This window comes from Oceanospirillum sp. (genome assembly GCF_982874595.1).
This window is the reverse complement of sequence record NZ_CEYNZH010000006.1, coordinates 1-20697: the sequence shown is the minus strand read 5'-3', so window position 1 is coordinate 20697 and position 20697 is coordinate 1. Positions and strand designations below refer to the sequence as shown.

The window sequence follows — 20697 nt, the reverse complement described above, 5'->3', positions numbered from 1 at the left end:
CTTCAATCTGCAGGGGCTTATCGGTAACCTCACTCATAATACTGCTGAGATTACTAACTAATCCGTGCCGGTGACCTTCGGCTGGCATTCACCACAAAATTTACCAGCTACCCAGAAACCAGCCAACATCGCAGGAATAAAGATCATCGCTTCAGCAGTGTTAGTCGCAGCCGTGACCAGAGCAGGCCCCGGACAATAACCAGAGAGTCCCCAGCCGATACCAAACAGGCCGGAACCGATCAGTAAACGGCGATCCACGGGAGCAACTCCCGACAGGTGGAAACGATAAGTCAATACGGGCTGCTGGCGTTTCAGTACCCATGGAAAACAGATCGCAGTTACCATGACCGCGCCACCCATGACCCACATCAGTGCCGGCTGCCAGTTACCGGTAATATCCAGAAAACCCTGCACTTTCAGGGGGTCAGTCATACCGGAAACCACAAGACCTGAGCCAAACAGAGCACCGCAAAGCAGAGAGGCGAATAAGGCTTTCAGATTCATACCAGCACCCCAGCGATTCTCAGAACCAGAACGGTCAGAATACCGGTTGTCATAAAACAAAGAGTTGCCATCAGAGAGCGCCATGAACGACGACCTAGTCCACAAACACCATGGCCACTGGTACAACCATTGGCCAGACGGGTGCCAACCCCCACCAGAAACCCGGACAGTGCCAGTAGCCAGACTGGGAAGCTTTCACGGGGCGCAGCCACAGCATCCCCCATCAGCTGATAAGTGATGCCACCTGCGACAATCATTGCCAGCAGAAACACCGCTCCCCGGATATTTTTGCCGCTGAAAGAGAAGCTCAGCAGATTGGCACAGATACCACTAATACCGGCGATACGGCCATTCAGTAACAGCAATAGCGTTGCACTCAGGCCGATCAACAGCCCGCCGGTCAGGGCATAAGCATCAAAGAAATCACTCATGGATTGCACTCAATTGGACGAAGCCCGTCTGAATAAAACTCAGACAACAGACTTATTCAGCAGTATCTGAAACATCAAGATCAACATGGTAAGAACTGAATTTACGGATATTCAGTACTCCGGTATCCAGAATCAGGTACTGACCTTTGATCCCCTTCAGTATGCCTTCCACTTCCGGTGTTTTATCCAGATTCAGCGCTGTCACCTTTTCAGGATGTGCTTCAACGGGGTAACTGAAGACAAAAGGGCGGGCATCATGCAGAGGGTAGATAGCATCCAGCCCATGCTCTTCCTGAAGTGCTGCGATATCATCCTTAGCCAGCTCCAACAGACGATCGCGTTCAGCAAGCAGGTCGATATCCGGGGCAATCCCCTTCAGCATATTGCGCCAGTTAGTTCGATCTGAAGTGTGCTGGCGAATGGCATCTTCTACCAGTCCTGACTGCTTACGGGTTTTCACCCGAAAGATTGGCAAGGCGTTAATCGCCCCCTGATCCATCCAGCGGGTTGGCACCTGAGTCTCCCGGGTAATGCCCACTTTCAGACCCGATGAGTTCGCCAGGTAGACGATATGATCCTGAAAGCAGAATTTTTCACCCCACTCAGGCTCGCGACAGGTGCCGGCATCATAGTGGCACTTTTCAGGGCTCATGATGCAGGTGTCGCACTGGGCAAGCTTTTTAAAACAGGGGTAGCAGAAGCCCTGTGAATAACTTTTCTTGGTTTTCCGCCCACAGTGGCAACAGTTGATCGCCCCGTGAAAGCTGAACTTCAGTTTTTTACCCAGAAGTGCATTCAGGGAAATTCTTTCATCACCCAGTTCCAGCTGATAACTCACCGGCTGGGTATCCTGGGTGTACATCTTGTGTAGCTGACCGGAAATGAGGGTCATAGTTACTCCTGAACTCAGATCCGTGATCAGTGCATAATCTTGATAATATCGGTGTGCTCTTTGTCACTCTCACACTGGTCTTCCATAAAGCCCACACGGTCCTGAGCCGGCATATCGTGCTGAAACTCAAACAGAATGACCGCTTCCATACAGAGTTCAACCTGCTCTTCTGTCAGGCGAACACCATTGGGCCATTTACGCAGTTCTATCGCCTGGCGCAAACTGGCGTATATTTCTGGGGTCATGTTCTTGATCATATCTTGCAGGGTCATGGGGAAACTCCATCATCAAATAGCAGCAGGTATTGTCTGAATTAGAATACCTGACTTCAACACAAGGGATTATATCGCATCTTATGCACACAAAGGGATATGGCAGATAAAAGTCATTATGAAAATACGCAATCTATCAGGGGTCAGAGCCTAAAAAGAATGTGACCGGAACAAAAGCAGGCTCTGATCCTGAATTTCAGCGGTGATTAAGCCGGGATTGGCCGGAAAGTGTCACGCTGATCAATGCCCAGAGACTACCGGTCACCAATCCTGCGACATGAGCGGCATTAGCGACATCGCCCAGTCCCAGCATTGAGGCGCCCCCCACCATACAGAACACTAACCAAACCAATAAAATGACAAAAACCGGCTTACGGATGTAAAAGACGGGCTGCCGGGCAAAACGATCCCAGAACCAGCAATAGCCTAACAGTCCATAAACCACACCAGACAGTCCACCAAAGAGAATATCCCCCATCAGGTACTGCGCGAGGTTAGCACTGATACCACTGACGAGGAAAAGTATCAGCAGGCGAAGTGTAGACTGCTGACGCTCAATCATACGCCCCAGTTCCCAGACCCATAGACTGTTAAAGATCAGATGCATCACACCGAAATGCAAAAAAGCCGGTGTGATCAAACGCCAGAGATCACCATCACTCAGGGTCGGCAGCAAGGGTTGATAAGACAAGCCACCAAAGACCTGCTTAAAGGGAACAATACTTAGACCGGCCAGCCATACCGGCTGGGACTCAATACTGATCATCATCGTTACCAGACAACTCATCAGCAGGATCAAGGCTGTCAGAGGCCAATCAACAGCCATCTTTATAAGCTTATTCAGGTCATGGGGGTTCGTTTTTTCCGGCTCAACGGTGTAAGCCAGCTGTCCCTTATGCCAATCATCAACCAACTGCATCAGCTGCGGATAATGCTCAGGGTTAGCCAGAAAGACCTCCTGAGCCTGTTGATTCTGTCGAATCTGGTGCCCAATCTTTCGCACCCAGAGTTCACGGCTTAACTCCGACAGGTCCTGACCTGCTGGCAACTCCAAGACTTTAATCATAATCACTGTTTCGCTTTGAAATGGCTGGTAAGCAGACATAAAAAAATCCGGCAGCATGGTACGTGCTGCCGGATTAACTCGCGGGAGGAACATCCTGTCACTCTTAATGAACAGGTCCGGTCAAAATAAAACAGGGTAAAATGGAACCCACACTCCCGTATCCATTAATCGATACCGCAGGCATACATACCTCTGTCAGTTTTGAGAACCAAAGGCTAAACGAACAACCAACGTTCATGAATAACCCTAGTGTTAGTATGCGTCCATTTGTCAAAGTTCCAAGTTTCTGTGACAAAAGTTCACAAAAAGAACCCTTGAGCCCCTGCGTCATAAAACGTTTCGGAGTCCGGATTCTCTGTTCCCCTCCATTGCAGAACGGACAGGATAAGTCACCGTCTGCTCTATTTAGGGCCGCCTCGATCTATCCGTTCTCGTCTCTGTCGACAGAGATCCAGACAAAATTTCTGGCATCCAGCTGGGACTCACCGCTGAAGCGATAGCTTGCCAGCTTGCCATATTTAACCGCGCTGTAATCCAAACAGGCAATATTCGGTGTCACCAGTGCCGGTACACCTTCGCACCAGTAGTGCCCAATAAAAAGTGGCCGTGCATCTTTTGGATAGTACAACAGATCTTTCTTCTCCTGCTCACTCAAAGCACGATCTTCAAGGCTTCCGGGCAGGTTATCCGGCTGAAAAATCACGTCACCATAAGTTTCAGGATTTTCAGCCCAAAAATGTGTCCGGAAAGTACGGCGGGTAAAGCCGTCACCACCGTGAATTTCAATGCCTTCCGGCAAACGGATATGACTGCCCCGGGTTAAATGCTCCATCAGACGAAAACCAAAACTGTCAGGCTGAACAGATTCAATCAGCAGCCCGTAGGTGAGTTTGTCAGTCTGATAATCATTCTGCAGGGTGCGAATAAGCGCATCATCCCAGCTGGCATGTACCACCCGGAACTGGTCATTCTCCAGATAGAGCGGCAGAGTCTTAAACCATTCCAGATAGGTCTCCCATTCATCCTGAGCCCCCTCAAACTGATCCAAAGTCTCTTTGATCAGGCGTGTATGACGAGGGTTATGACTGCGCAGATAGTCATCAGCGAAACCTTCGGGAGCAGGCGTACAATACGTAATGGCATTGTGCTCGTGGTTACCCATAATACAGGCTGCTTCTCCCGCCTGAACCATGCTATAAACCAGCTCCAGTGATTCCCGAATGCGGGGGCCGCGATCAACAATATCACCAAGGAAGATCACCTTGCGATCCGGATGCTGCCAGACACCATTGACCTTACGGTAATCCATCTGTAACAGCAGACGCTCCAGAGTATGAGCACAACCATGAATATCACCGATCAGATCATAACCGGCTGCTTCCGGTAAACGGGCGAAATCGGGCTTATTGGTCACCAAAGCTGCTACTCCAACCTAACTTGGTTCGGCAAATCTCATAGAAGTTATGGTCAACCGGATGAATCAGACGCAGCTTAAACGGCCGTTTTTTCACATAGAGCACATCACCGGGCTTAGTGACCAAATGTGTCTGCCCATCGCAGCTGACATGAGGATAAGCATCGTTATCTTCAGCGATGATAATCTTAACCTCACTGTTGCCATCAACAACGATTGGACGGCTACTTAGGGTATGCGGAAACATAGGCACAAGCACAATCGCATCCAGCTTAGGATGCATAATAGGGCCGCCCCCGGAAAGAGAATAAGCCGTGGAACCGGTCGGAGTGGAAACAATCAGACCGTCGGAACGCTGGTTATACACATACTGACCTTCGATATAGAGATCAAACTCAATCATGCGAGCTGATTTACCAGGGTGCAGTACCACATCATTCAGACCCACAGCGTTACCCACAGGCTCACCGTTTCGGTAAACCTCAGCATCCAACATAAAACGGGTCTCTGTGATGTACTGTCCGTCAAGCACTTCACCCACACGCTCTTCCAGCTCACTTGGCGAAATATCAGTCAGAAAGCCTAGACGACCACGGTTCACACCCAGCACCGGAGTGTTGTACTTAGCAATAGCCCGTGCTGCGCCCAGAAGGCTGCCGTCACCACCGACAACAATCACCAGATCACTAACTTCACCGATCAGTTTCCGGCTGACCTCCTGAAGACCATGACCCGGCATCACTTCACCGATCTGATCTTCAATAATGATGTGCAGATCACGCTCCTGAAGATAGCGGATCAGCCGCTTCATGGTATCCACAACCTTAGTGCTACCCAGTCGCCCGATCAGGCCAATATTTTTAAATTGTTCCATCTGCCGTCTTATGATTTGTTGGTGTGGATGTATGCTTTTTCAAAAGCGCCCAAATGCCAAAGTTGGTCTTGTAACCGCCAGAGCTTTAACCTACCTTTCCCCAATAAATCAGGCAAAGGTTATAAAGGCGTGACACCAGAAAAATTTCAGCATCAGGCAATCAGAGATCTGGTCTGGTTATTAACCTCGCCCCAGCTGTGCCATTGTACTGCAGAAAGCTGGCAAATACCCGCCCCCCACTGGGGTACCTTGGTACAACTTGATTCAGACCCGCGCCCTATCGATGCATGGCTGACCAATAAAAAGACTGGATTACTGGGCCATTATCACGAACAGCTCTGGCTGTTTTATTTCCATATCCATCCTGAACTTGAGCTTCTTGCCAGCAACCTGATTATTCAGGGAGAGAATCGAACGCTGGGAGAATTCGATGTACTGCTCAGAGATACCCGAGATGGTTTGGTCTGGCATCTGGAACTGGCCATCAAGTTCTATCTGGGCACGGAATCCGGCTGGGGCCAACCCAACGCCTGGAGTCACTGGTTGGGTGTCGCCTGTCAGGACAGTATGGAACATAAATGGCAACGTCTGATCAACCAACAGTTAAAACTGGGAGAACAGCCACAGGTTCAACAATGGCTTGAGCAACATGCCCCAGCAGCCGGACAATCACTGATTCCGGATCGCGCCAGCGCTCTGACCAGAGGCTATCTGTTTTATCCAACCCAGCCTAGGCAACCACTTCCATCACCTGAAAGGATGAACCCCAATCACCTGAAAGGAAGCTGGATAACGTTATCTCAATGGCAGGAACATTATCAGAAAGAGGCTGAAGAAAAATGGCGGGTCTGCCGAAAGCCCCACTGGATGGCACAACCGATAATGCCGGAATGGATTAGCGCACCGGATATCACCCAGGTCTTAATAAAAGAGCTCACAGCCCCTGAAATAGCAGACCCAAGCAATTTATCAGGAAAAAAACGTGATCGGAGACCACAAATGGGTACAGAAGGATTATTACTGGAGCGGCGCTCCGGTGAGCGCCTGTTTGTCGTTTCCGATGGTTGGCCGGGATATATCCCTCTGCCCTGGCATAGGCTATAACCCGACTCACCAATAACGCCTGTACGCTAACCCGTAGCGCTTATCTCAGCCCTGAGATGCTGTCGCAAGCTTGCCCGCTAATGCAATCAGAGCAACCCCCGTCACCCGCTCTATCCAATGGCTGATCTTACGGAAGAAGCCCCGAACCTGCTCACGGGACAGAAACAGCGCAAGCCCGATAAACCAGAGGCCAGTCATCACCGTCATCCAAAGACCATAGAACCCCTGAACCCAAAGCGGGGTACTCGGGCTGATCACTACAGAAAACAGAGACACAAAGAAAAGGGTCGCCTTAGCATTCAACGCATTAGTCAGGAAGCCCAATCGCCAAGCCTTCCAGGCCGTTGCTGCACTCGCCCCCTCTTTCAGACCGACACCGTCTTCTGCAGAGTCCGCAGCAGGCTTTGCTTTCAGGCACTGCCAACCAACCCAAAGCAGATATGCGGCACCCAACACTTTCAGTACGGTAAACGCAGTAGTCGACTGAGCAATCAGAAGACCCAGCCCCAGGAGCGAGTAGGTAACATGCACCAGGATTCCGCTACCAATTCCGATCGCTGTCCAGATACCTGAGCGACTACTGGCACAGAGACTCTGTCGTAAAATGACCGCAAAATCCGGCCCCGGACTCGCTACTGCAAGAAAGTGAACCACAACTACTGTAAGAAACTCCGGCCAATACTGCAGTAGTTCTGCCATAGGATTGCCCTCCGCAATTTAACTCTGTAATTAATTTCGGCCCCAAAAACAACAAAAGCCAGCAATGCTGGCTTTTGTTATTAAGCGATTAGCTTTAGAAGCGTGTGCCAATTCCAAGATTAATTGAATCTAAAGAGGAATCGTAACTCATGTAGTCAGCATTAAAATACCAATCTCTCCATAGCGTCAGCTCCGCCCCACCACCATAAGAAATACTTTTCACATTCTCAATTGTGCCGGAATTATCAAACTGAGAGGCCGCAAGTCCTATGAGCGCTTTTAACTGCAAACGCCCCATAGGCAGAGCGCCTCTGGCATAAACACCAACAGAGTATTCATGAGTTCCATCGCCAATAGCAAGCTGAGTTTCTGCAGATACAAATTCTTCGAATCGCTGGCCAAACGTCAGTCGGGTCGAGCTACCAGAATCGTTTGCTGTACCACTGTAGCTGTAACTCATCATATCAATACCAACATAAGTATAAACTTCTTGGTAGGCATCGACTCTAGGAGCTGAATCACGGGTTTGACGATAGACTGGAGCGGCTTCGGACGGAATGGAAGCTAGGGTAGCCGCAACGGCTAAAGTGCTGGCGATGATACGCTGCTTCATCAGTGAACCTCTGTTTATATTCTTATATCCCTGACAGCCGGTTATAAACATCCGCTGTCGATTTGCGTTTAGATTAACACACTTATCGGCAAGCATAAGCCTCACTTAAAGCCTAATACACTACTTTTTGTTTCCTGAGATCAGAGTAAACGATTACAGCCTTGACCCTAAAGCTAACTATAGGGTTTACAATAATGCAAAAGCCATATGGAGGTCGCATAATGAGCAACCTGTACAGAATAGGATTATTGGCTAAAGAAACAGGCGTCACAGTAGAAACTCTGCGCTTTTATGAAAAGCAGGGATTGCTTCCGGAACCTCATCGCTCGGAGTCCGGCTACCGACTTTACCCTGAAAGCACCCTAAGTCAGGTCGCCTTTATTCTTCGTGCCAAAGCAGTGGGATTCTCTCTTAAGGATATCGCAGGCCTTCTGGACCTGGAGGTAAACCGAGAACAGGAAACCTGCCAAACGGTTAAAGACTTTGCCGAGGAAAAACTGGCCGAGATCGAAGCTAAAATTCAGGAGTTAGAACAGATGCGCGGTGCATTAAAGCAGATAACCGATGCCTGTTGCGGAGGTAATATGCCCGCCAGTCACTGCACCATTTTAAGCGCTCTTGCCGATGACCCGAAAAGACAGGACGAACAAGATGCCTCTTGCTGAACATTTCTACGACCTGTTTCTGGATGCGGCCCCCTGGCTATTAGGGGGGCTGGTGATTGCCGGACTGATTCACAGCTTTGTCAGCACCGCCACACTAGCGAAACATCTTGGTCAGGATAACCTCTCTTCGACGGTTAAAGCCGCTCTTTTTGGTGCGCCCTTACCGCTTTGTTCCTGTAGCGTGATTCCTGCGGCAATCAGTCTGAAACGAAACGGAGCATCCAAAAGTGCGACCGTCTCTTTTCTGGTCTCGACACCAGAAACCGGAGCAGATTCTATCGCGGTTTCTTATGCTCTGCTCGGGCCCTTTATGGCGATTATCCGTCCCATTGCAGCAATTTTAAGCGCTATTAGCGCAGGAGTTTTGACACAATATTTTAACGATGCGCCCAAACCTGAAACAGTATCGGAACAAACGAGTCCAAAAAAGACAACCTCCTGTTGCGCCAGTAAAAGCTGTTGCTCGGCCAGCGTAAAAACCAAAAAGCCGGACAACCCGCAGGAAAACCAAAGCAGTTTCTTCCAACGCTTTATGGATGGCCAGCGTTACGCTTTTGTGGATATTTTCAATGATATGGCAGGCTGGCTTTTGGTCGGCCTCATACTGGCAGCGGCAACGCTGACCTGGGTTCCGGAACAATTTCTGACCCAGTGGGGCGATGGCTTCACCGCCATGCTGGTGATGGCATTGGTGGGTATCCCTATGTATATCTGTGCCACTGCATCCACGCCGATTGCTGCAGGTTTCTTGCTATCCGGACTATCCCCCGGAGCAGTTCTGGTGTTTATGTTGGCTGGCCCGGCAACCAATATGGCAACGCTTGGCATCATTAAAAGAGAATTAGGTGGCAGAGCTGTTGTGACTTACTTAACCGGTGTATTAAGCGTGGCGTTTCTGTCCGGCTTTGCGACCAATGCACTGGTTCACAACTTTAACATCGACATTCAGGCGCAACTGGCAGCCAGTGAACATCTGCTACCGGAATGGCTGATGTTGGGTTCCGCGATGATTCTGGCGGCACTTATTATCCATTATGGAAAAACCAAACTTCGCAAGCAGGCCGTTATCTGAAGCAATCGACACAAAGGACTTTATCCGGCCAGTATTATCCCACCAGTAGCAACAGCAAGACACCACTCAGGATAGCGCCCATACCGATCAGCTCAATCGGAGAAGGGCGCTCTTTAAAGAAGAGCACAGCTACCAACAGAGTAAAAACAAACTCGATCTGCCCGACGGCTTTCACGTAGGCCACAGGCTGCAAGGTCATCGCGGTAAACCAGCCGACAGAACCCACGACACTGGTTAGCCCCACAAAGGCGCAAACACCGGTTTGCAGCTTCATCGCTTTCCAGTCCGATGGTGAGCGCCAGCTCAGATAAAGCGCGCCAATTAAGGTTTGCAGTATCACCATCACCACCAGAGTTACTGCCGCACCCAGCTGAAAATTAAGATTCAGACTCAGGCTAGCCTGACGCAATGACAGTGAGGTCAGGGCAAACAGCAGGCCAGCCAAAAGCCCGACACCAGCGGCAGGGTCGAGCAAAAAGTGTTTGATTCTTTGCCCCCAAATCAGAGTCTTGCCCCGATCCGATTTGATCAGTAGAGAAGCTTTTCCCTGCCCCATCAGGAAGATGCCAACAGCACCCAGGGCAATACTCAGCCATGCCAAGAGAGACAAGCTCTCAGACCAGATCAGTACGCCCAAAACCGCCGCCAGCATAGCTTCGGTTTTGACGTAAAAGCTGCCCAAAGCAAAATTGCGGAAACGAAACAGCCAAACCATCAGCGCCGTGGCAATCAACTGACAGATAGCGGCGAACAGGGCATAACCCCAGAACCTGAGCTCCGGATTGGGAATGACAACAAATGAGGTTTCGTCTGCACCGGACCAGAAAATCAGTACCGCCAGATAGATCAGCGCAAAAGGCAGACCATAGAGATAGCGCACCACAGCAGCGCCACTGGCGGTCAGGCCATGTCCCAGAGACTTCTGACCTGCAGTTCTGACCGACTGCATCAGAGCCGCCATCAGTGTCAGTGCAACCCAGGTACTCATCAGCAAAGATTCCTTATCGCTCTGGCCTACAGAGCCATTTCTGCAGGCTCATCAGAAGTGTTTTTCGTCTGGGTCACGAACACCGGACTCAATCGCTTCGGTCAGTTCAAAGGCTCTGGCCCATTGAAAGGTGTTTAATAGTGGCATACCGGCTTCAGTCATATCCGAGCCGAAACTCATAATGCCATCTTCATGGCCTGCCATGGCAAACACAGGACTGAGTTTGAAAGCATCCGCTTGCCAGAGCAGCTTAACCGCCTGCGCCATTTCCGGCGTGCCGTAAGGCACATCCGCCGGGGTTTCCGGCAGGAACAGCTGGTTACGCTTTTGCCAGATTTCAGGGCTATGAATATGTATCACCGCCTGAATAGTGTCATCCAATGCGTAAACAGCGCCATGGGTTAACGCCTCTGATGAGGGTTTCACCGGCCCATGGGCAACAATATGATTGGTCGTCGGATCACAATGCTCAACAATGGCGTAATGCTCAGATGTCAGGCGTTCCAGCCCACCGGTCTGGGTGCCGCTGATAATAAAGCCGTTACCGTGGCGAATGCTGATATTGCCATAACCCAGGCCGCCATAGCGGGCAGGATCCTGACCAATCAGCCCCAGTTGAAACAACGTCAGCCGCCACTGCTGAATCGATTCCAGCAGCCTATCGTCACAGGGTGACGATGGTGTGTAGTCCAGCTGGTATTTAATAACGCCTTCACGCTCGGCCATTTAGTCTTGTCCTTCCGAATAAAATTGATCGTGGCTTCAATCTGCCGATAAGCCGCTAACGAAGTAGAGCATCAGCTGAAAGATTAACGCCTTTTAGCTGCCAGACCTCTGAACCGGGCTGAATCACACCCTTGTTATCTTCAAGCCAGCTTTGCTGCAGCCAGACCACTTTCTGATAATCGATCTGCAACATGAGTTGTTGCTGAAAAGGAATTTGCAGCACCTGCCCAAGCAACATACGTATCACGCCGAGATGGGTCACCAGAACACCGCCTGTTCGCTGTCGTAACCAATCCCGCCAGGCTGACAACACCCGCTGCTGCATCTGCAGGGCGGACTCACCGTTGGGGAACTGAAACCCCAGCAGATTCTGTTGCCAGGACTCGACATTGTCCTGCCCGATCTGCTGCCAGCTCAGCCCTTCCCAGTCACCAAAATCAAGTTCCTGCCAGCGATGGTCTTCCGCTATGGATGCGGGAGCAGGAGCTTCCGAAGACTTTCTTTGCAAAGCTGACAAATGATCCGCAAGTGTTCGTGCGCGCTGTAGAGGACTGGAAAGCAGCGGACTAGAAAGCAGAGGCAGATCCGACCGGAAAGCTATCAGCTCCTGCCAGGCAGGATCGGGAAGCTCGGCAGCAGGCAGATCGCTCTGACCGTAACAGATTCCTGCTTCTGTCACTGGCTTAAGATGACGTACCAGCAGGTAATCGCAGGTTTTGCGTTGCAAAGCGTTAGGACTCGATGAGGTTTCTTGCGGCATGCTTCGTAACTTATAGTTTATGGCTTAAACAAGTGCAGCAGACAAAATCAGATAAATCAGAACTTCCGCCAGTTGTTGAGCACCGCCCAAACAATCACCGGTATAGCCACCGATTCGTTTCAGCCAATACCAGCTAAGAAGACGATGCAGCAGAAAAAGGCCAGCGATGAGAAGCAGTGCAGTTCCCAGGGAAAGAAACAGTAACCCAAGAGCACCGACAGCGGTAATAAAGCTCAGTTCTCCAGCCGTCATAGGATCGCTGCGGCCGGATAACTTTCGGTCGGCATCATCGCGAACATAATTTAAGGTGAACATAAAACTGGCGGAGAAGCTCCGGCTTAAGGCATGTCCGAGCAGCAACACCCAGGGAATCAGGTCCGGTGACAGCAGCGCAAGGGTCGAGAGCTTAATCGCCAGCATCAGCCCAAGACCTAGTGCACCATAGGTTCCCAATCGGGAGTCCTTCATGATGCGCAGCACCTGCTCCTTCTGCCAGCCGCCGCCAAAGCCATCGCAGGAATCCGCAAAGCCATCTTCGTGAAATGCCCCGGTCGTGAGAATGCCAACCGTTGTGCTCAGCAACAGCGCCAGCCAGAGGTTTTGCCAGATGCCATAAAAGACAACAAAAGACAGCGCACAAACCGCACCAACCATCAGCCCCACAACAGGCAAAAAGCGCGCGGCACGATTCAGCTGTAACGCCTCATCCGGCACCTGTTTTCTCACCGGAATACGGGTAAAAAACACGATAGCCCCCAGCAGCAGATAACCCTGCTGCTGCCAAAAACTTTTCCCGGACCTATCAGCCGTCATTGCTGCTCTCATTCCCCGCATCGTCAGTACCGGATACCAGCTCTTCAACGCTGACTCCCGCATCGGCAAAAGAAGCCATTTCATTCAGAAAAGCCACAGCAGAGACCACCAGCGGATAAGCCACAGCAACACCGCTGCCTTCACCAAGTCTCAGGTCCAGTTGCAACAACGGCTGAACTTTCAGATAGCTGAGCATCTTGCGATGCCCGCTTTCATCAGACTGATGGGTAAAGATGCAATAATCCAGAACATCCGGAAACAGGCCATGGGCGACCAACAGAGCACTGGTGGCAATAAAGCCATCAATCAGCACCAGCATTTTCAGCTCAGCGGCTTTCAGTATGGCACCACAGATCATGGCAATTTCAAAACCACCAAACCGGGCAAGAATGCGCAGCGGGTTATGACTTGGCTGTCCGTCATTGTCCTGCAGATAGTTTGCAGAAGCCTTCTGCAGAATCGCCAGTTTCTTCAGAACGCCTTTCTCATCCAGTCCTGTTCCACGCCCGACGCATTCCGCAAGCGAGATACCGGTCAGGTGATGCATCAGCAAGGCGGCCGATGAGGTATTACCGATCCCCATTTCACCAAAACCGATCACATTACAGCCTCCGGACGCCACCCGCACAACCTGATCAGCACCCCGCTGCAATGCCTGCCGGACCTCTTCGTCGGTCATCGCAGCCCCGTGCAGATAATTGGCAGTTCCTCTGGCAACACAGGCATCGAACAATTTAGGATGATCAGGCAAATCAGCCGCCACACCCGCGTTAACCACCTCCAGATCAATGCCATGCTGACGGCAAAAAACATTGATTGCTGCGCCACCGCCCAGAAAGTTAAGCACCATCTGTGGCGTCACTTCCTGTGGATAAGGGCTGACGCCTTCACTCACGATGCCGTGATCTCCTGCAAAAACCAGCATATGGGGTTTATTCAATGCGGGAGTCAGTGTCTGTTGAACCAAACCAACCTTGAGGGCAACAGTTTCCAGCTGCCCTAATGCGCCAAGCGGCTTGGTTTTGGTATCAGTCTTTTCCTGCAAATCTGCAGCTAGCCTTTTGTCGGTTCGGGAGATAGAAAACATTGGAGATCTCGACGGTTAACAGGCTACAAGAGCCCGCGTCATAAAAGGAAAGAGGCTGCAAAGCAGCCCCCGGTAATAGTCAGCCTTAAAAATGGGCTAGTCGTCTTTAATTCCTTTTTTGCCCTCTTCTGTCAATGTCCAAGGCAGACCGGGCTGTTGTTTCAGGTTTTTACTTTCCTGCGGTTCACTGGACTGCTGCGCCTGACGCTGTTCTTCATCGTCATCCAGCATCGCCTGATAGAAACTTGCAGAGTAACGACGGCCACCTGTGTTGGTTGGGGTAATACTTTTCACTTCAGGCTCTCCCGGTGGGGTTTCCACCTGATCAGACACCTTCTTCTCTGCTTCCGCTTCCGGATCCACCTCCGGCTCAACTGGGTTCAGTGCTTCCGGGTTAGCAAAAGCATCACTGAGCGGCGTATAAGCCAGCTCTGAACGGGTCGAGTTCAGCTCTGCTTCTTCTTCCGCCAAGCGCTTGGCTTCGGCCTCAGCTTTCGCTTTTTTCAGCTGTTCTGCTTCTGCTGCCGCACCCACATACTTCGCTAAAAACTCACGGGAGGGTGCAAACAGAGAGGCTCCAGTAACGGCTTCGGTATATTTCAACATATGATCATAATGCCCGTGAGCATCGCTGTAGATCATGCTGGCCAGCATGCGGGTAAAGTTATCAGCAAAACGGCAGTAGGAGACAAAATAAAGCCCCTGTGCACTCAGGTTACCGTAGGCCATACTCTGACGAAGAATTTCAATCGAGGAGCCATCATCGTCCTTAATACCGGCACGCTTAATGTGCGAGGTCAGCGGCTTTTCATCACCCTCAAACTCGATATTGTCAGCCTTAGTCCGGCCAATCACCTGCTCCTGCTCTTTGACAGGAACACCGTTCCAGACCGGCATATTGTGAACATAGCGCTGAAAATGAACATAACTACCGCCCGAGAAAGCGGGATCTTCATTACCCACCAGAGCGACCCGGACTCTGTCTTCGCCTTGTGGATTTTCCGTGCCATCCACAAAACCGGTCAAATCACGGGAATCGAGATAACGGAAGGTTGGAATCGCTTCCTGAAGGTTGGCGATCTCACCCAACATGCCATCAATACGACGGGCAACAATAAAGTTGATGTCATGGCGATCGGAACGAATCTGAAAATAGAGATCACAGGGTGTCTCAGGTGCAGAACGACCACTTTGCTTCATTTCAGGAAACGATTTCAGCGCAGCGGGACGCCCTTCCGGGTAAAGACGATCCCAGGCATCCGAGCTGACGGCAACCACACCATTCAGAGACGGCACATCAAAAACACGGCCGCACTCATCGATCATAGAAGGAAAACGAGCCACCATATCGCGAACCAGAGGCAACAGATCATCATCGGGGCTCAGAGTGTAAGTGATGTAATAACCAAACTGATTTGATTCAGCGAGAATGCCAGACTGAACATTCTTTATCGTGTGATCCTGCATAACCCTTTGGTCTCCTAAAATCTGGTGCGGCCTATTATGCCATCAGTTCAATCATACTGTTGAGAGGAAAGCGATTTAAGTGCATTTTGAAAAAGGCTGTCACGATCAGGCATCCGGCGAACTCCACGGTAAACCATAACCCCTTCGCCCCTGCAGGCCTCCGGTATGAACCAGCACAACCCGACTGCCTTCCGGCAGCTCTCCATTCTCTAACGCCTGCCAGAATCTGAGAAATAACTTGCCGGTATAAACAGGTTCAAGCGGTAACGAAACGCAATCTGAGCTTAAAGCGGTTTCAAGAGATGCCATCCTATTGAGTAAATCCTCATAGACCTTACCGTAGCCACCACCATGGCCATCCAGTAACAGCGACCAGTTACCGGGAACATCATCGCCGGCAGCAGAAAAACGGTCAGCGATCTGCTGCCAAAGAAAATCCCCCCTTTTTAACACCGGCACGCCCAGTAGATGATAAGGCTTTTTCCGTCCGGCAAGCAGCCCTGCCAACGTCCCCCCCGTGCCAACGGCACACCAGACCTGATCCGGCAACTCACTCTCCTCTCCCCCATCACTTTTTTGACAGGCCTGTTCAAGCTGATGAGATAACTCAGCAACCCCAGGTTCTGCTAAGGGGCTACTGCCACCCTCCGGCACGATAAAGTATCCGGGAAAGGTTTCAGAGAGTTTTTGCAACCAGTCCGCTTCTTCCCGCAAGCGGTACTCTTTGCGGCTCACAAAGTGCAGCAGGCAGCCCCAACGCTTAACATCCTGAAGCATGGCGCTTTTCAGGATCAGCTCTGGCTCACCGCGAATCACGGCCACACAAGGCAGCTGCAACTGGTAACAGGAATAGGCCAGTGCGTGCAGGTGGTTTGACCAGGCCCCGCCAAAGGAGAGCACCCCCGTAGCCTGTTGCTGAATCGCGGCATCAAGATTGTATTTGAGCTTATAGGCTTTGTTGCCGGAAATGACAGGGTGTACTAAATCAGTTCTCAACACCCTCAGGTCAACATTTTTTTCTTTCAGCAGAGGATGATCAATCTGCTGCAAAGGGGGTTCACCGATTATTTCCTGCCAACGCTGAAACCGTAAAAGAAATTGGTTGCCCCGCATATCAGCTGGCAGTGTTTACATGCTTGGCCAGAAACTTATCCAGCGCATTACCAAAGTCCTGACGGTCACGCTGACTAAGAGCCGCAGGGCCACCGGTCTGAACACCGCTACTGCGCAGGTCAGACATAAAGTCCCGCATCATCAGGCGCTCACGAATATTGTTCTTGGTGTACAGCTCGCCACGGGGATTCAGGGCATGGGCATCTTCGTCGATGACCTCAGCGGCCAGAGGGATATCCGCCGTAATGACCAGATCTCCGGCACTAAGATTCTGAACAATATAATTATCAGCTACATCAAAACCCGGCGGTACCTGAACCGCGCGGATTTTACAGTTTGGCGGCACGCTTAAGGGCTGGTTTGCCACCAGAATCATCGGCAGATCCAAACGCTGCGAGGCCCGGAACAAAATATCTTTAATCACCTTCGGACAAGCGTCCGCATCCACCCAGATCTGCATATCAACTGCTCACATTTAAACCGTTATAAAAGTTCGGGCATTATAAGGCAGCAGAATCAAGCTGACGAATATGATCCTCAATTAAGCCCCTGCAATCATAAGTGTAATAACACAGGCGGCCAATAAGGCAACGGACGCAGTAAAGCAGACTGAGACATAATGAACGCCATACAATCAGCCCGCTCATAATCCGCCATAAAAAAAGGGAGCCGAAGCTCCCTACAGGTATTTAAACAAGGTTCAGACTTACAAGGTTACGGCCAGACGCAAGCCCTGATCGATCGCCCGCTTGGCATCCAGCTCGGCAGCCACATCAGCACCACCAATCAGATGGGGATTCTTACCCAGCGCTTTCAGGCCCGCCTCCAGTTCACGGCATGGCTCCTGCCCGGCACAGATGACGATATTATCCACTGGCAGCAGATCCTCCTCGCCATTAATGGTCAGATGCAGACCCTCATCATCAATTTTCAGATAGTCGCAACCTGACAGCATATGAACATTACGTTTCTGCAGGGAAGCGCGATGAATCCAACCGGTGGTCTTACCCAAGCCTTTGCCCAGTTTGCTGGCCTTACGCTGCATTAACCAGACTTCGCGGGCGGGTTCCGGGTTATGGGCTTCTACCCCTTCGATACCGGCACGGTGCTGAACCGTCAGATCCACGCCCCACTCGTGCATAAACTCCTCAATATTCAGGCTGGCAGATTCGCCTTTTTGGGTCAGCAACTCGGAAACATCAAATCCGATACCACCTGCACCCATCACAGCCACCTTCTGACCGATCGGTTTGGCACCGGTGATCGCTTCGATATAGGTCACCACTTTCGGGTGATCGATACCTTCAATACCCGGTGTGCGCGGCGTGATACCGGTTGCCAGAATCACCTCGTCAAACGCTTTCAGATCATCAGCATCAACACGGGTATTTAGTTTGAGTTCGACACCTGTCACTTCGATACGGCGCTTAAAGTAACGCAGGGTTTCGTAAAACTCTTCCTTACCCGGAATGCGCTTGGCGTAATTAAACTGACCACCGATTTCAGAACCCGCATCAAACAGGGTGACGTTATGGCCACGCTCTGCCGCCGTAGTGGCCGCTGACAAACCTGCAGGACCTGCACCGACAACCGCAACGCTTTTAACCTGCTGTGCTGGCTCAACAAGCACTTCCGTTTCATGGCAGGCACGAGGGTTTACCAGACAGGAGGTTATCTTCATAAAGAAGGTATGATCCAGACAGGCCTGATTACAACCAATACAGGTATTGATCTCATCGGCACGGTTTTCAGCAGCCTTACTGACAAAGGCCGGATCCGCCAGGAACGGACGCGCCATAGACACCATATCCGCATGACCCTCCGCCAGTACCTCTTCTGCCACCTCCGGCGTGTTAATTCGGTTCGTGGTGATCAGAGGAATCGACAGTACCTGTTTCATCTGCTGCGTTACCTGAGTAAAGGCTGCCCGGGGAACGCTGGTGGCAATGGTCGGAACGCGGGCTTCATGCCAGCCGATACCTGTGTTGATCAGAGTGGCACCCGCGGCTTCGATACGCTTGCCCAACTCAACCACTTCTTCCCAGTTACTGCCGCCTTCTACCAGATCCAACATCGACAGGCGGAAAATGATAATAAAGTCAGTACCCACTTTCTCCCGAACCTGACGCACAATCTCAGTGGCAAAGCGCGTGCGGTTATCAAAACTGCCACCCCACTCATCCGAACGCTTATTGGTACGGGCAGCGATAAACTGGTTAATCAGATAGCCTTCAGATCCCATGATCTCAACACCGTCATAACCCGCCAGCTGGGCCATCGCTGCAGAATTCACGTAATCCGCAATCTGCTGCTCGACTTCCTCACCGGTCAGTTCACGAGGAGGAAAAGGATTAATCGGAGCCTGAACCGCAGAGGGTGCCACGAGTCGCTGTGAATAAGCATAACGACCCGCGTGCAGAATCTGCATACAGATACGGCCACCGGCATCATGCACCGCCTCAGTCATTACCTTGTGTTTTTCTGCCTCTTCTGGAGTGCTCATTTTGGCTGAGCCTTCAAAGACAGCCCCCTCTTTGTTGGGCGAGATACCACCGGTCACGATCAGAGCGACACCATTTCTCGCACGCTCGGCATAAAAGGCTGCCAATCGTTCAAAACCATTTGGGCTTTCTTCCAGATTGGTATGCATAGAGCCCATCAGTACCCGGTTAGGCAGGGTGACAAAACCCAGATCGAGAGGCTGTAGCAGTGTCGGGTATGGTGAAGAGGTAGAAGTATTGGCGATTGTCATCAAAGTATCCTCGGTCGCAAACTCTCATTATGTTGCTGTTCTGCCTGTGACAGATGCATAGCTTTCTTTTTATGTTGGCTTAACTGTAAACCATGCCCGTAAAAACGTATTATCCTTGAGAGACAAATGAATAACTTTAGAGAACACGCAAGCTATGAAACTGGGCGATATCAACGTCAACATCCTGCAATGCCTCTATCAGGCGGTGGAAGAACAGGGTAAAAACCCGGATACGCTTTTTGCAGAGTTTGGACTGGGCGATCTGAAAAACAGTCACCCGGAGCGCAGGATCAGTATTCCCCGCTATATGCGACTGGGAGAAAAGGCGAGCCGGCTCACCGAACGGGATGATATTGGTATTCTGATGGGCGAAAAATGCCGCAGCCATCACTTTGGCCTGATGGGTCTGGCAGCACAATCGGCAGCAACATTGGAAGAAGCCTTAATAACGTCAATTCGCTTTGAGCGCCTCTACAGCTCAAACAGCCGCGGACATAGCTATATCGTCCATGAAAAAGAGCGAACCGGTTTCTGCTTTTACTCAATCAGCCCCTACAACCGATACAACTTTTTTGTCGTGGATGCCGTTTTGGGAGGCTGGCTGAGTCTTCTTCAGGAATGGAGCGGGTTCTCTTTATCAGAACTGACTCAGGCAGGCGCTAAAATCGATATCGAATTTAATCGCCCTGCATACGCCGCATCGTATCAGCGTTGGAAAATACCGGTGCAATTTTCAGCACAGGGCAACACTCTCTGGTTACCTGACGACCTGTGTCGTCAAAGCTGTCATCAGAGCAACCCTGTGACATTCCGACATCTGGAACAGCTTTGTCAGCAGGAACTGGATCGTATTCTTCAGGGAAGGTCGCTTGTGGATAAGGTTTGCGAAGCGATTGCGATGCAACTCAGCGGTCAAACCCCAACATTAGAGAGCATTGCCAGGCATTTTAACCTGGAACCCTGGACACTGAGACGCCAGTTACAGACAGAACATGCAAGTTTTACGGGACTACTTGATGAAACACGAAAAGCTCTGGCAACCCGCTACACCCGTGACACACAGCTGACTTTAGGTGAAATAGCATGGCTTATGGGCTTTTCATCAACTCCCGCATTTCAGCGAGCATTTAAGCGCTGGCACAACCTGGCTCCAGGCCAATACAGAAAAGAGCTGAACAGGAACAAATAGCAGCCAGAAGGACTGTGGATAAACCAGGGGATAGTTTTATTCAGAGATGCAACGTGGACGCAGGAAACGCTGAGAATAGTTTTCCGATCGGAGGGGAGTTACAGGACTATTTCAGAATTACAAGATAGGTATGTAGCAAGCAAATGGCGGACCGGACGGGACTCGAACCCGCGACCCCCGGCGTGACAGGCCGGTA

Annotated in this window: 22 protein-coding genes; 4 read left to right on the top strand and 18 right to left on the bottom strand. The window is 50.9% G+C overall.

The features are described from left to right. Window positions 1-57: 57 nt before the first annotated feature. The 7 genes from AC4GL5_RS04290 to AC4GL5_RS04260 form a co-directional block, all read right to left on the bottom strand. On the bottom strand, window positions 58-504 hold the full coding sequence (locus AC4GL5_RS04290; RefSeq protein ID WP_490381555.1) for a DUF6691 family protein: 447 nt from the start codon (window positions 502-504) through the stop codon (window positions 58-60). Beyond that, the gene (locus AC4GL5_RS04285; protein WP_490381554.1) at window positions 501-935 is read right to left on the bottom strand and encodes a YeeE/YedE family protein; all 435 of its coding nucleotides are present in this window, start codon (window positions 933-935) and stop codon (window positions 501-503) included. Before AC4GL5_RS04285 ends, AC4GL5_RS04290 begins: the two co-directional genes overlap by 4 nt. 52 nt (window positions 936-987) lie before the next feature. Further along, window positions 988-1827, bottom strand: coding sequence for a DUF2797 domain-containing protein (locus AC4GL5_RS04280; protein ID WP_490381553.1), 840 nt, complete (start codon window positions 1825-1827; stop codon window positions 988-990). A gap of 26 nt (window positions 1828-1853) precedes the next feature. Then, a complete protein-coding gene (locus AC4GL5_RS04275) occupies window positions 1854-2099 on the bottom strand; it encodes a YeaC family protein (protein WP_490381552.1) in 246 nt (81 codons plus the stop codon). A gap of 196 nt (window positions 2100-2295) precedes the next feature. Further along, complete coding sequence (locus AC4GL5_RS04270) at window positions 2296-3204, bottom strand: rhomboid family intramembrane serine protease (RefSeq protein WP_490381551.1); 909 nt, start codon at window positions 3202-3204, stop codon at window positions 2296-2298. Window positions 3205-3586: 382 nt separating this feature from the next. Further along, on the bottom strand, window positions 3587-4579 hold the full coding sequence (locus AC4GL5_RS04265) for a metallophosphoesterase (protein ID WP_490381550.1): 993 nt from the start codon (window positions 4577-4579) through the stop codon (window positions 3587-3589). Then, window positions 4569-5453, bottom strand: a complete 885-nt coding sequence (locus AC4GL5_RS04260) for an NAD(+) kinase (RefSeq protein ID WP_490381549.1) — start codon at window positions 5451-5453, stop codon at window positions 4569-4571. The genes AC4GL5_RS04265 and AC4GL5_RS04260 overlap by 11 nt, the downstream gene beginning before the upstream one ends. Window positions 5454-5582: 129 nt before the next feature. Here AC4GL5_RS04260 and AC4GL5_RS04255 point away from each other — a divergent pair, with 129 nt between their 5' ends. Further along, window positions 5583-6557, top strand: coding sequence for a DUF1853 family protein (locus tag AC4GL5_RS04255; protein WP_490381548.1), 975 nt, complete (start codon window positions 5583-5585; stop codon window positions 6555-6557). Between the two features lie 45 nt (window positions 6558-6602). On the opposite strand, the gene AC4GL5_RS04250 is transcribed toward AC4GL5_RS04255, so the two are convergent. Together AC4GL5_RS04250 and AC4GL5_RS04245 are read right to left on the bottom strand one after the other, a co-directional pair. Beyond that, a complete protein-coding gene (locus tag AC4GL5_RS04250; RefSeq protein ID WP_490381547.1) occupies window positions 6603-7256 on the bottom strand; it encodes a LysE family transporter in 654 nt (217 codons plus the stop codon). 94 nt (window positions 7257-7350) lie between these two features. Continuing rightward, a complete protein-coding gene (locus AC4GL5_RS04245; protein ID WP_490381546.1) occupies window positions 7351-7869 on the bottom strand; it encodes an outer membrane beta-barrel protein in 519 nt (172 codons plus the stop codon). 221 nt (window positions 7870-8090) lie between these two features. On the opposite strand from AC4GL5_RS04245, the gene zntR reads away from it, so the two are divergent. Then, window positions 8091-8534, top strand: a complete 444-nt coding sequence (gene zntR / locus AC4GL5_RS04240; protein WP_490381545.1) for a Zn(2+)-responsive transcriptional regulator — start codon at window positions 8091-8093, stop codon at window positions 8532-8534. Next, window positions 8521-9606 (top strand): SO_0444 family Cu/Zn efflux transporter, encoded by a 1086-nt coding sequence (locus AC4GL5_RS04235; RefSeq protein ID WP_490381544.1) that lies wholly within the window; start codon window positions 8521-8523, stop codon window positions 9604-9606. The genes zntR and AC4GL5_RS04235 overlap by 14 nt, the downstream gene beginning before the upstream one ends. 34 nt (window positions 9607-9640) lie before the next feature. Here the strand turns inward: AC4GL5_RS04235 and AC4GL5_RS04230 are convergent, their stop codons facing one another. The 9 genes from AC4GL5_RS04230 to AC4GL5_RS04190 all read right to left on the bottom strand — a co-directional run bounded on the left by AC4GL5_RS04230 (window position 9641) and on the right by AC4GL5_RS04190 (window position 19312). Further along, on the bottom strand, window positions 9641-10594 hold the full coding sequence (locus AC4GL5_RS04230; RefSeq protein WP_490381543.1) for an EamA family transporter: 954 nt from the start codon (window positions 10592-10594) through the stop codon (window positions 9641-9643). A gap of 51 nt (window positions 10595-10645) precedes the next feature. Next, window positions 10646-11320 carry a class II aldolase/adducin family protein gene (locus tag AC4GL5_RS04225; RefSeq protein WP_490381542.1) on the bottom strand — a complete coding sequence of 225 codons (675 nt, stop codon included), beginning with the start codon at window positions 11318-11320 and terminating at the stop codon, window positions 10646-10648. A 55-nt stretch (window positions 11321-11375) separates the two neighbouring features. Beyond that, window positions 11376-12080: a histidine phosphatase family protein gene (locus tag AC4GL5_RS04220; protein ID WP_490381541.1), complete on the bottom strand. Its 705-nt coding sequence runs from the start codon at window positions 12078-12080 to the stop codon at window positions 11376-11378. Window positions 12081-12104: 24 nt separating this feature from the next. Further along, window positions 12105-12893 (bottom strand): adenosylcobinamide-GDP ribazoletransferase, encoded by a 789-nt coding sequence (locus tag AC4GL5_RS04215; RefSeq protein WP_490381540.1) that lies wholly within the window; start codon window positions 12891-12893, stop codon window positions 12105-12107. Next, complete coding sequence (cobT, locus tag AC4GL5_RS04210; protein ID WP_490381539.1) at window positions 12883-13980, bottom strand: nicotinate-nucleotide--dimethylbenzimidazole phosphoribosyltransferase; 1098 nt, start codon at window positions 13978-13980, stop codon at window positions 12883-12885. Before cobT ends, AC4GL5_RS04215 begins: the two co-directional genes overlap by 11 nt. Window positions 13981-14076: 96 nt before the next feature. Continuing rightward, on the bottom strand, window positions 14077-15447 hold the full coding sequence (locus AC4GL5_RS04205; protein WP_490381538.1) for a Dyp-type peroxidase: 1371 nt from the start codon (window positions 15445-15447) through the stop codon (window positions 14077-14079). Between the two features lie 105 nt (window positions 15448-15552). Continuing rightward, on the bottom strand, window positions 15553-16497 hold the full coding sequence (locus AC4GL5_RS04200) for a 1-aminocyclopropane-1-carboxylate deaminase/D-cysteine desulfhydrase (protein ID WP_490381537.1): 945 nt from the start codon (window positions 16495-16497) through the stop codon (window positions 15553-15555). Window positions 16498-16561: 64 nt separating this feature from the next. Then, the gene (locus AC4GL5_RS04195) at window positions 16562-17020 is read right to left on the bottom strand and encodes a YaiI/YqxD family protein (RefSeq protein ID WP_490381536.1); all 459 of its coding nucleotides are present in this window, start codon (window positions 17018-17020) and stop codon (window positions 16562-16564) included. A 246-nt stretch (window positions 17021-17266) separates the two neighbouring features. After that, entirely contained in the window at window positions 17267-19312 is a 2046-nt protein-coding gene (locus tag AC4GL5_RS04190) for an FAD-dependent oxidoreductase (RefSeq protein ID WP_490381535.1), read from the bottom strand. Between the two features lie 154 nt (window positions 19313-19466). Between AC4GL5_RS04190 and AC4GL5_RS04185 the strand changes: the two genes are divergently transcribed. Continuing rightward, complete coding sequence (locus AC4GL5_RS04185) at window positions 19467-20501, top strand: AraC family transcriptional regulator (protein WP_490381534.1); 1035 nt, start codon at window positions 19467-19469, stop codon at window positions 20499-20501. The last annotated feature ends 196 nt before the right edge of the window (window positions 20502-20697 follow it).

What these genes read in the sequence shown, in the direction of transcription:
- AC4GL5_RS04195 (WP_490381536.1), bottom strand. Translation starts at nt 17,020, where the DNA reads ATGCAGATCTGGGTGGATGCGGACGCTTGTCCGAAGGTGATTAAAGAT.
- AC4GL5_RS04235 (WP_490381544.1), top strand. Translation starts at nt 8,521, where the DNA reads ATGCCTCTTGCTGAACATTTCTACGACCTGTTTCTGGATGCGGCCCCC.
- AC4GL5_RS04190 (WP_490381535.1), bottom strand. Translation starts at nt 19,312, where the DNA reads ATGACAATCGCCAATACTTCTACCTCTTCACCATACCCGACACTGCTA.
- AC4GL5_RS04250 (WP_490381547.1), bottom strand. Translation starts at nt 7,256, where the DNA reads ATGGCAGAACTACTGCAGTATTGGCCGGAGTTTCTTACAGTAGTTGTG.
- cobT (WP_490381539.1), bottom strand. Translation starts at nt 13,980, where the DNA reads ATGTTTTCTATCTCCCGAACCGACAAAAGGCTAGCTGCAGATTTGCAG.
- AC4GL5_RS04205 (WP_490381538.1), bottom strand. Translation starts at nt 15,447, where the DNA reads ATGCAGGATCACACGATAAAGAATGTTCAGTCTGGCATTCTCGCTGAA.
- AC4GL5_RS04215 (WP_490381540.1), bottom strand. Translation starts at nt 12,893, where the DNA reads ATGACGGCTGATAGGTCCGGGAAAAGTTTTTGGCAGCAGCAGGGTTAT.
- AC4GL5_RS04230 (WP_490381543.1), bottom strand. Translation starts at nt 10,594, where the DNA reads ATGAGTACCTGGGTTGCACTGACACTGATGGCGGCTCTGATGCAGTCG.
- AC4GL5_RS04290 (WP_490381555.1), bottom strand. Translation starts at nt 504, where the DNA reads ATGAATCTGAAAGCCTTATTCGCCTCTCTGCTTTGCGGTGCTCTGTTT.
- AC4GL5_RS04280 (WP_490381553.1), bottom strand. Translation starts at nt 1,827, where the DNA reads ATGACCCTCATTTCCGGTCAGCTACACAAGATGTACACCCAGGATACC.
- zntR (WP_490381545.1), top strand. Translation starts at nt 8,091, where the DNA reads ATGAGCAACCTGTACAGAATAGGATTATTGGCTAAAGAAACAGGCGTC.
- AC4GL5_RS04260 (WP_490381549.1), bottom strand. Translation starts at nt 5,453, where the DNA reads ATGGAACAATTTAAAAATATTGGCCTGATCGGGCGACTGGGTAGCACT.
- AC4GL5_RS04275 (WP_490381552.1), bottom strand. Translation starts at nt 2,099, where the DNA reads ATGACCCTGCAAGATATGATCAAGAACATGACCCCAGAAATATACGCC.
- AC4GL5_RS04225 (WP_490381542.1), bottom strand. Translation starts at nt 11,320, where the DNA reads ATGGCCGAGCGTGAAGGCGTTATTAAATACCAGCTGGACTACACACCA.
- AC4GL5_RS04270 (WP_490381551.1), bottom strand. Translation starts at nt 3,204, where the DNA reads ATGTCTGCTTACCAGCCATTTCAAAGCGAAACAGTGATTATGATTAAA.
- AC4GL5_RS04285 (WP_490381554.1), bottom strand. Translation starts at nt 935, where the DNA reads ATGAGTGATTTCTTTGATGCTTATGCCCTGACCGGCGGGCTGTTGATC.
- AC4GL5_RS04220 (WP_490381541.1), bottom strand. Translation starts at nt 12,080, where the DNA reads ATGCCGCAAGAAACCTCATCGAGTCCTAACGCTTTGCAACGCAAAACC.
- AC4GL5_RS04185 (WP_490381534.1), top strand. Translation starts at nt 19,467, where the DNA reads ATGAAACTGGGCGATATCAACGTCAACATCCTGCAATGCCTCTATCAG.
- AC4GL5_RS04245 (WP_490381546.1), bottom strand. Translation starts at nt 7,869, where the DNA reads ATGAAGCAGCGTATCATCGCCAGCACTTTAGCCGTTGCGGCTACCCTA.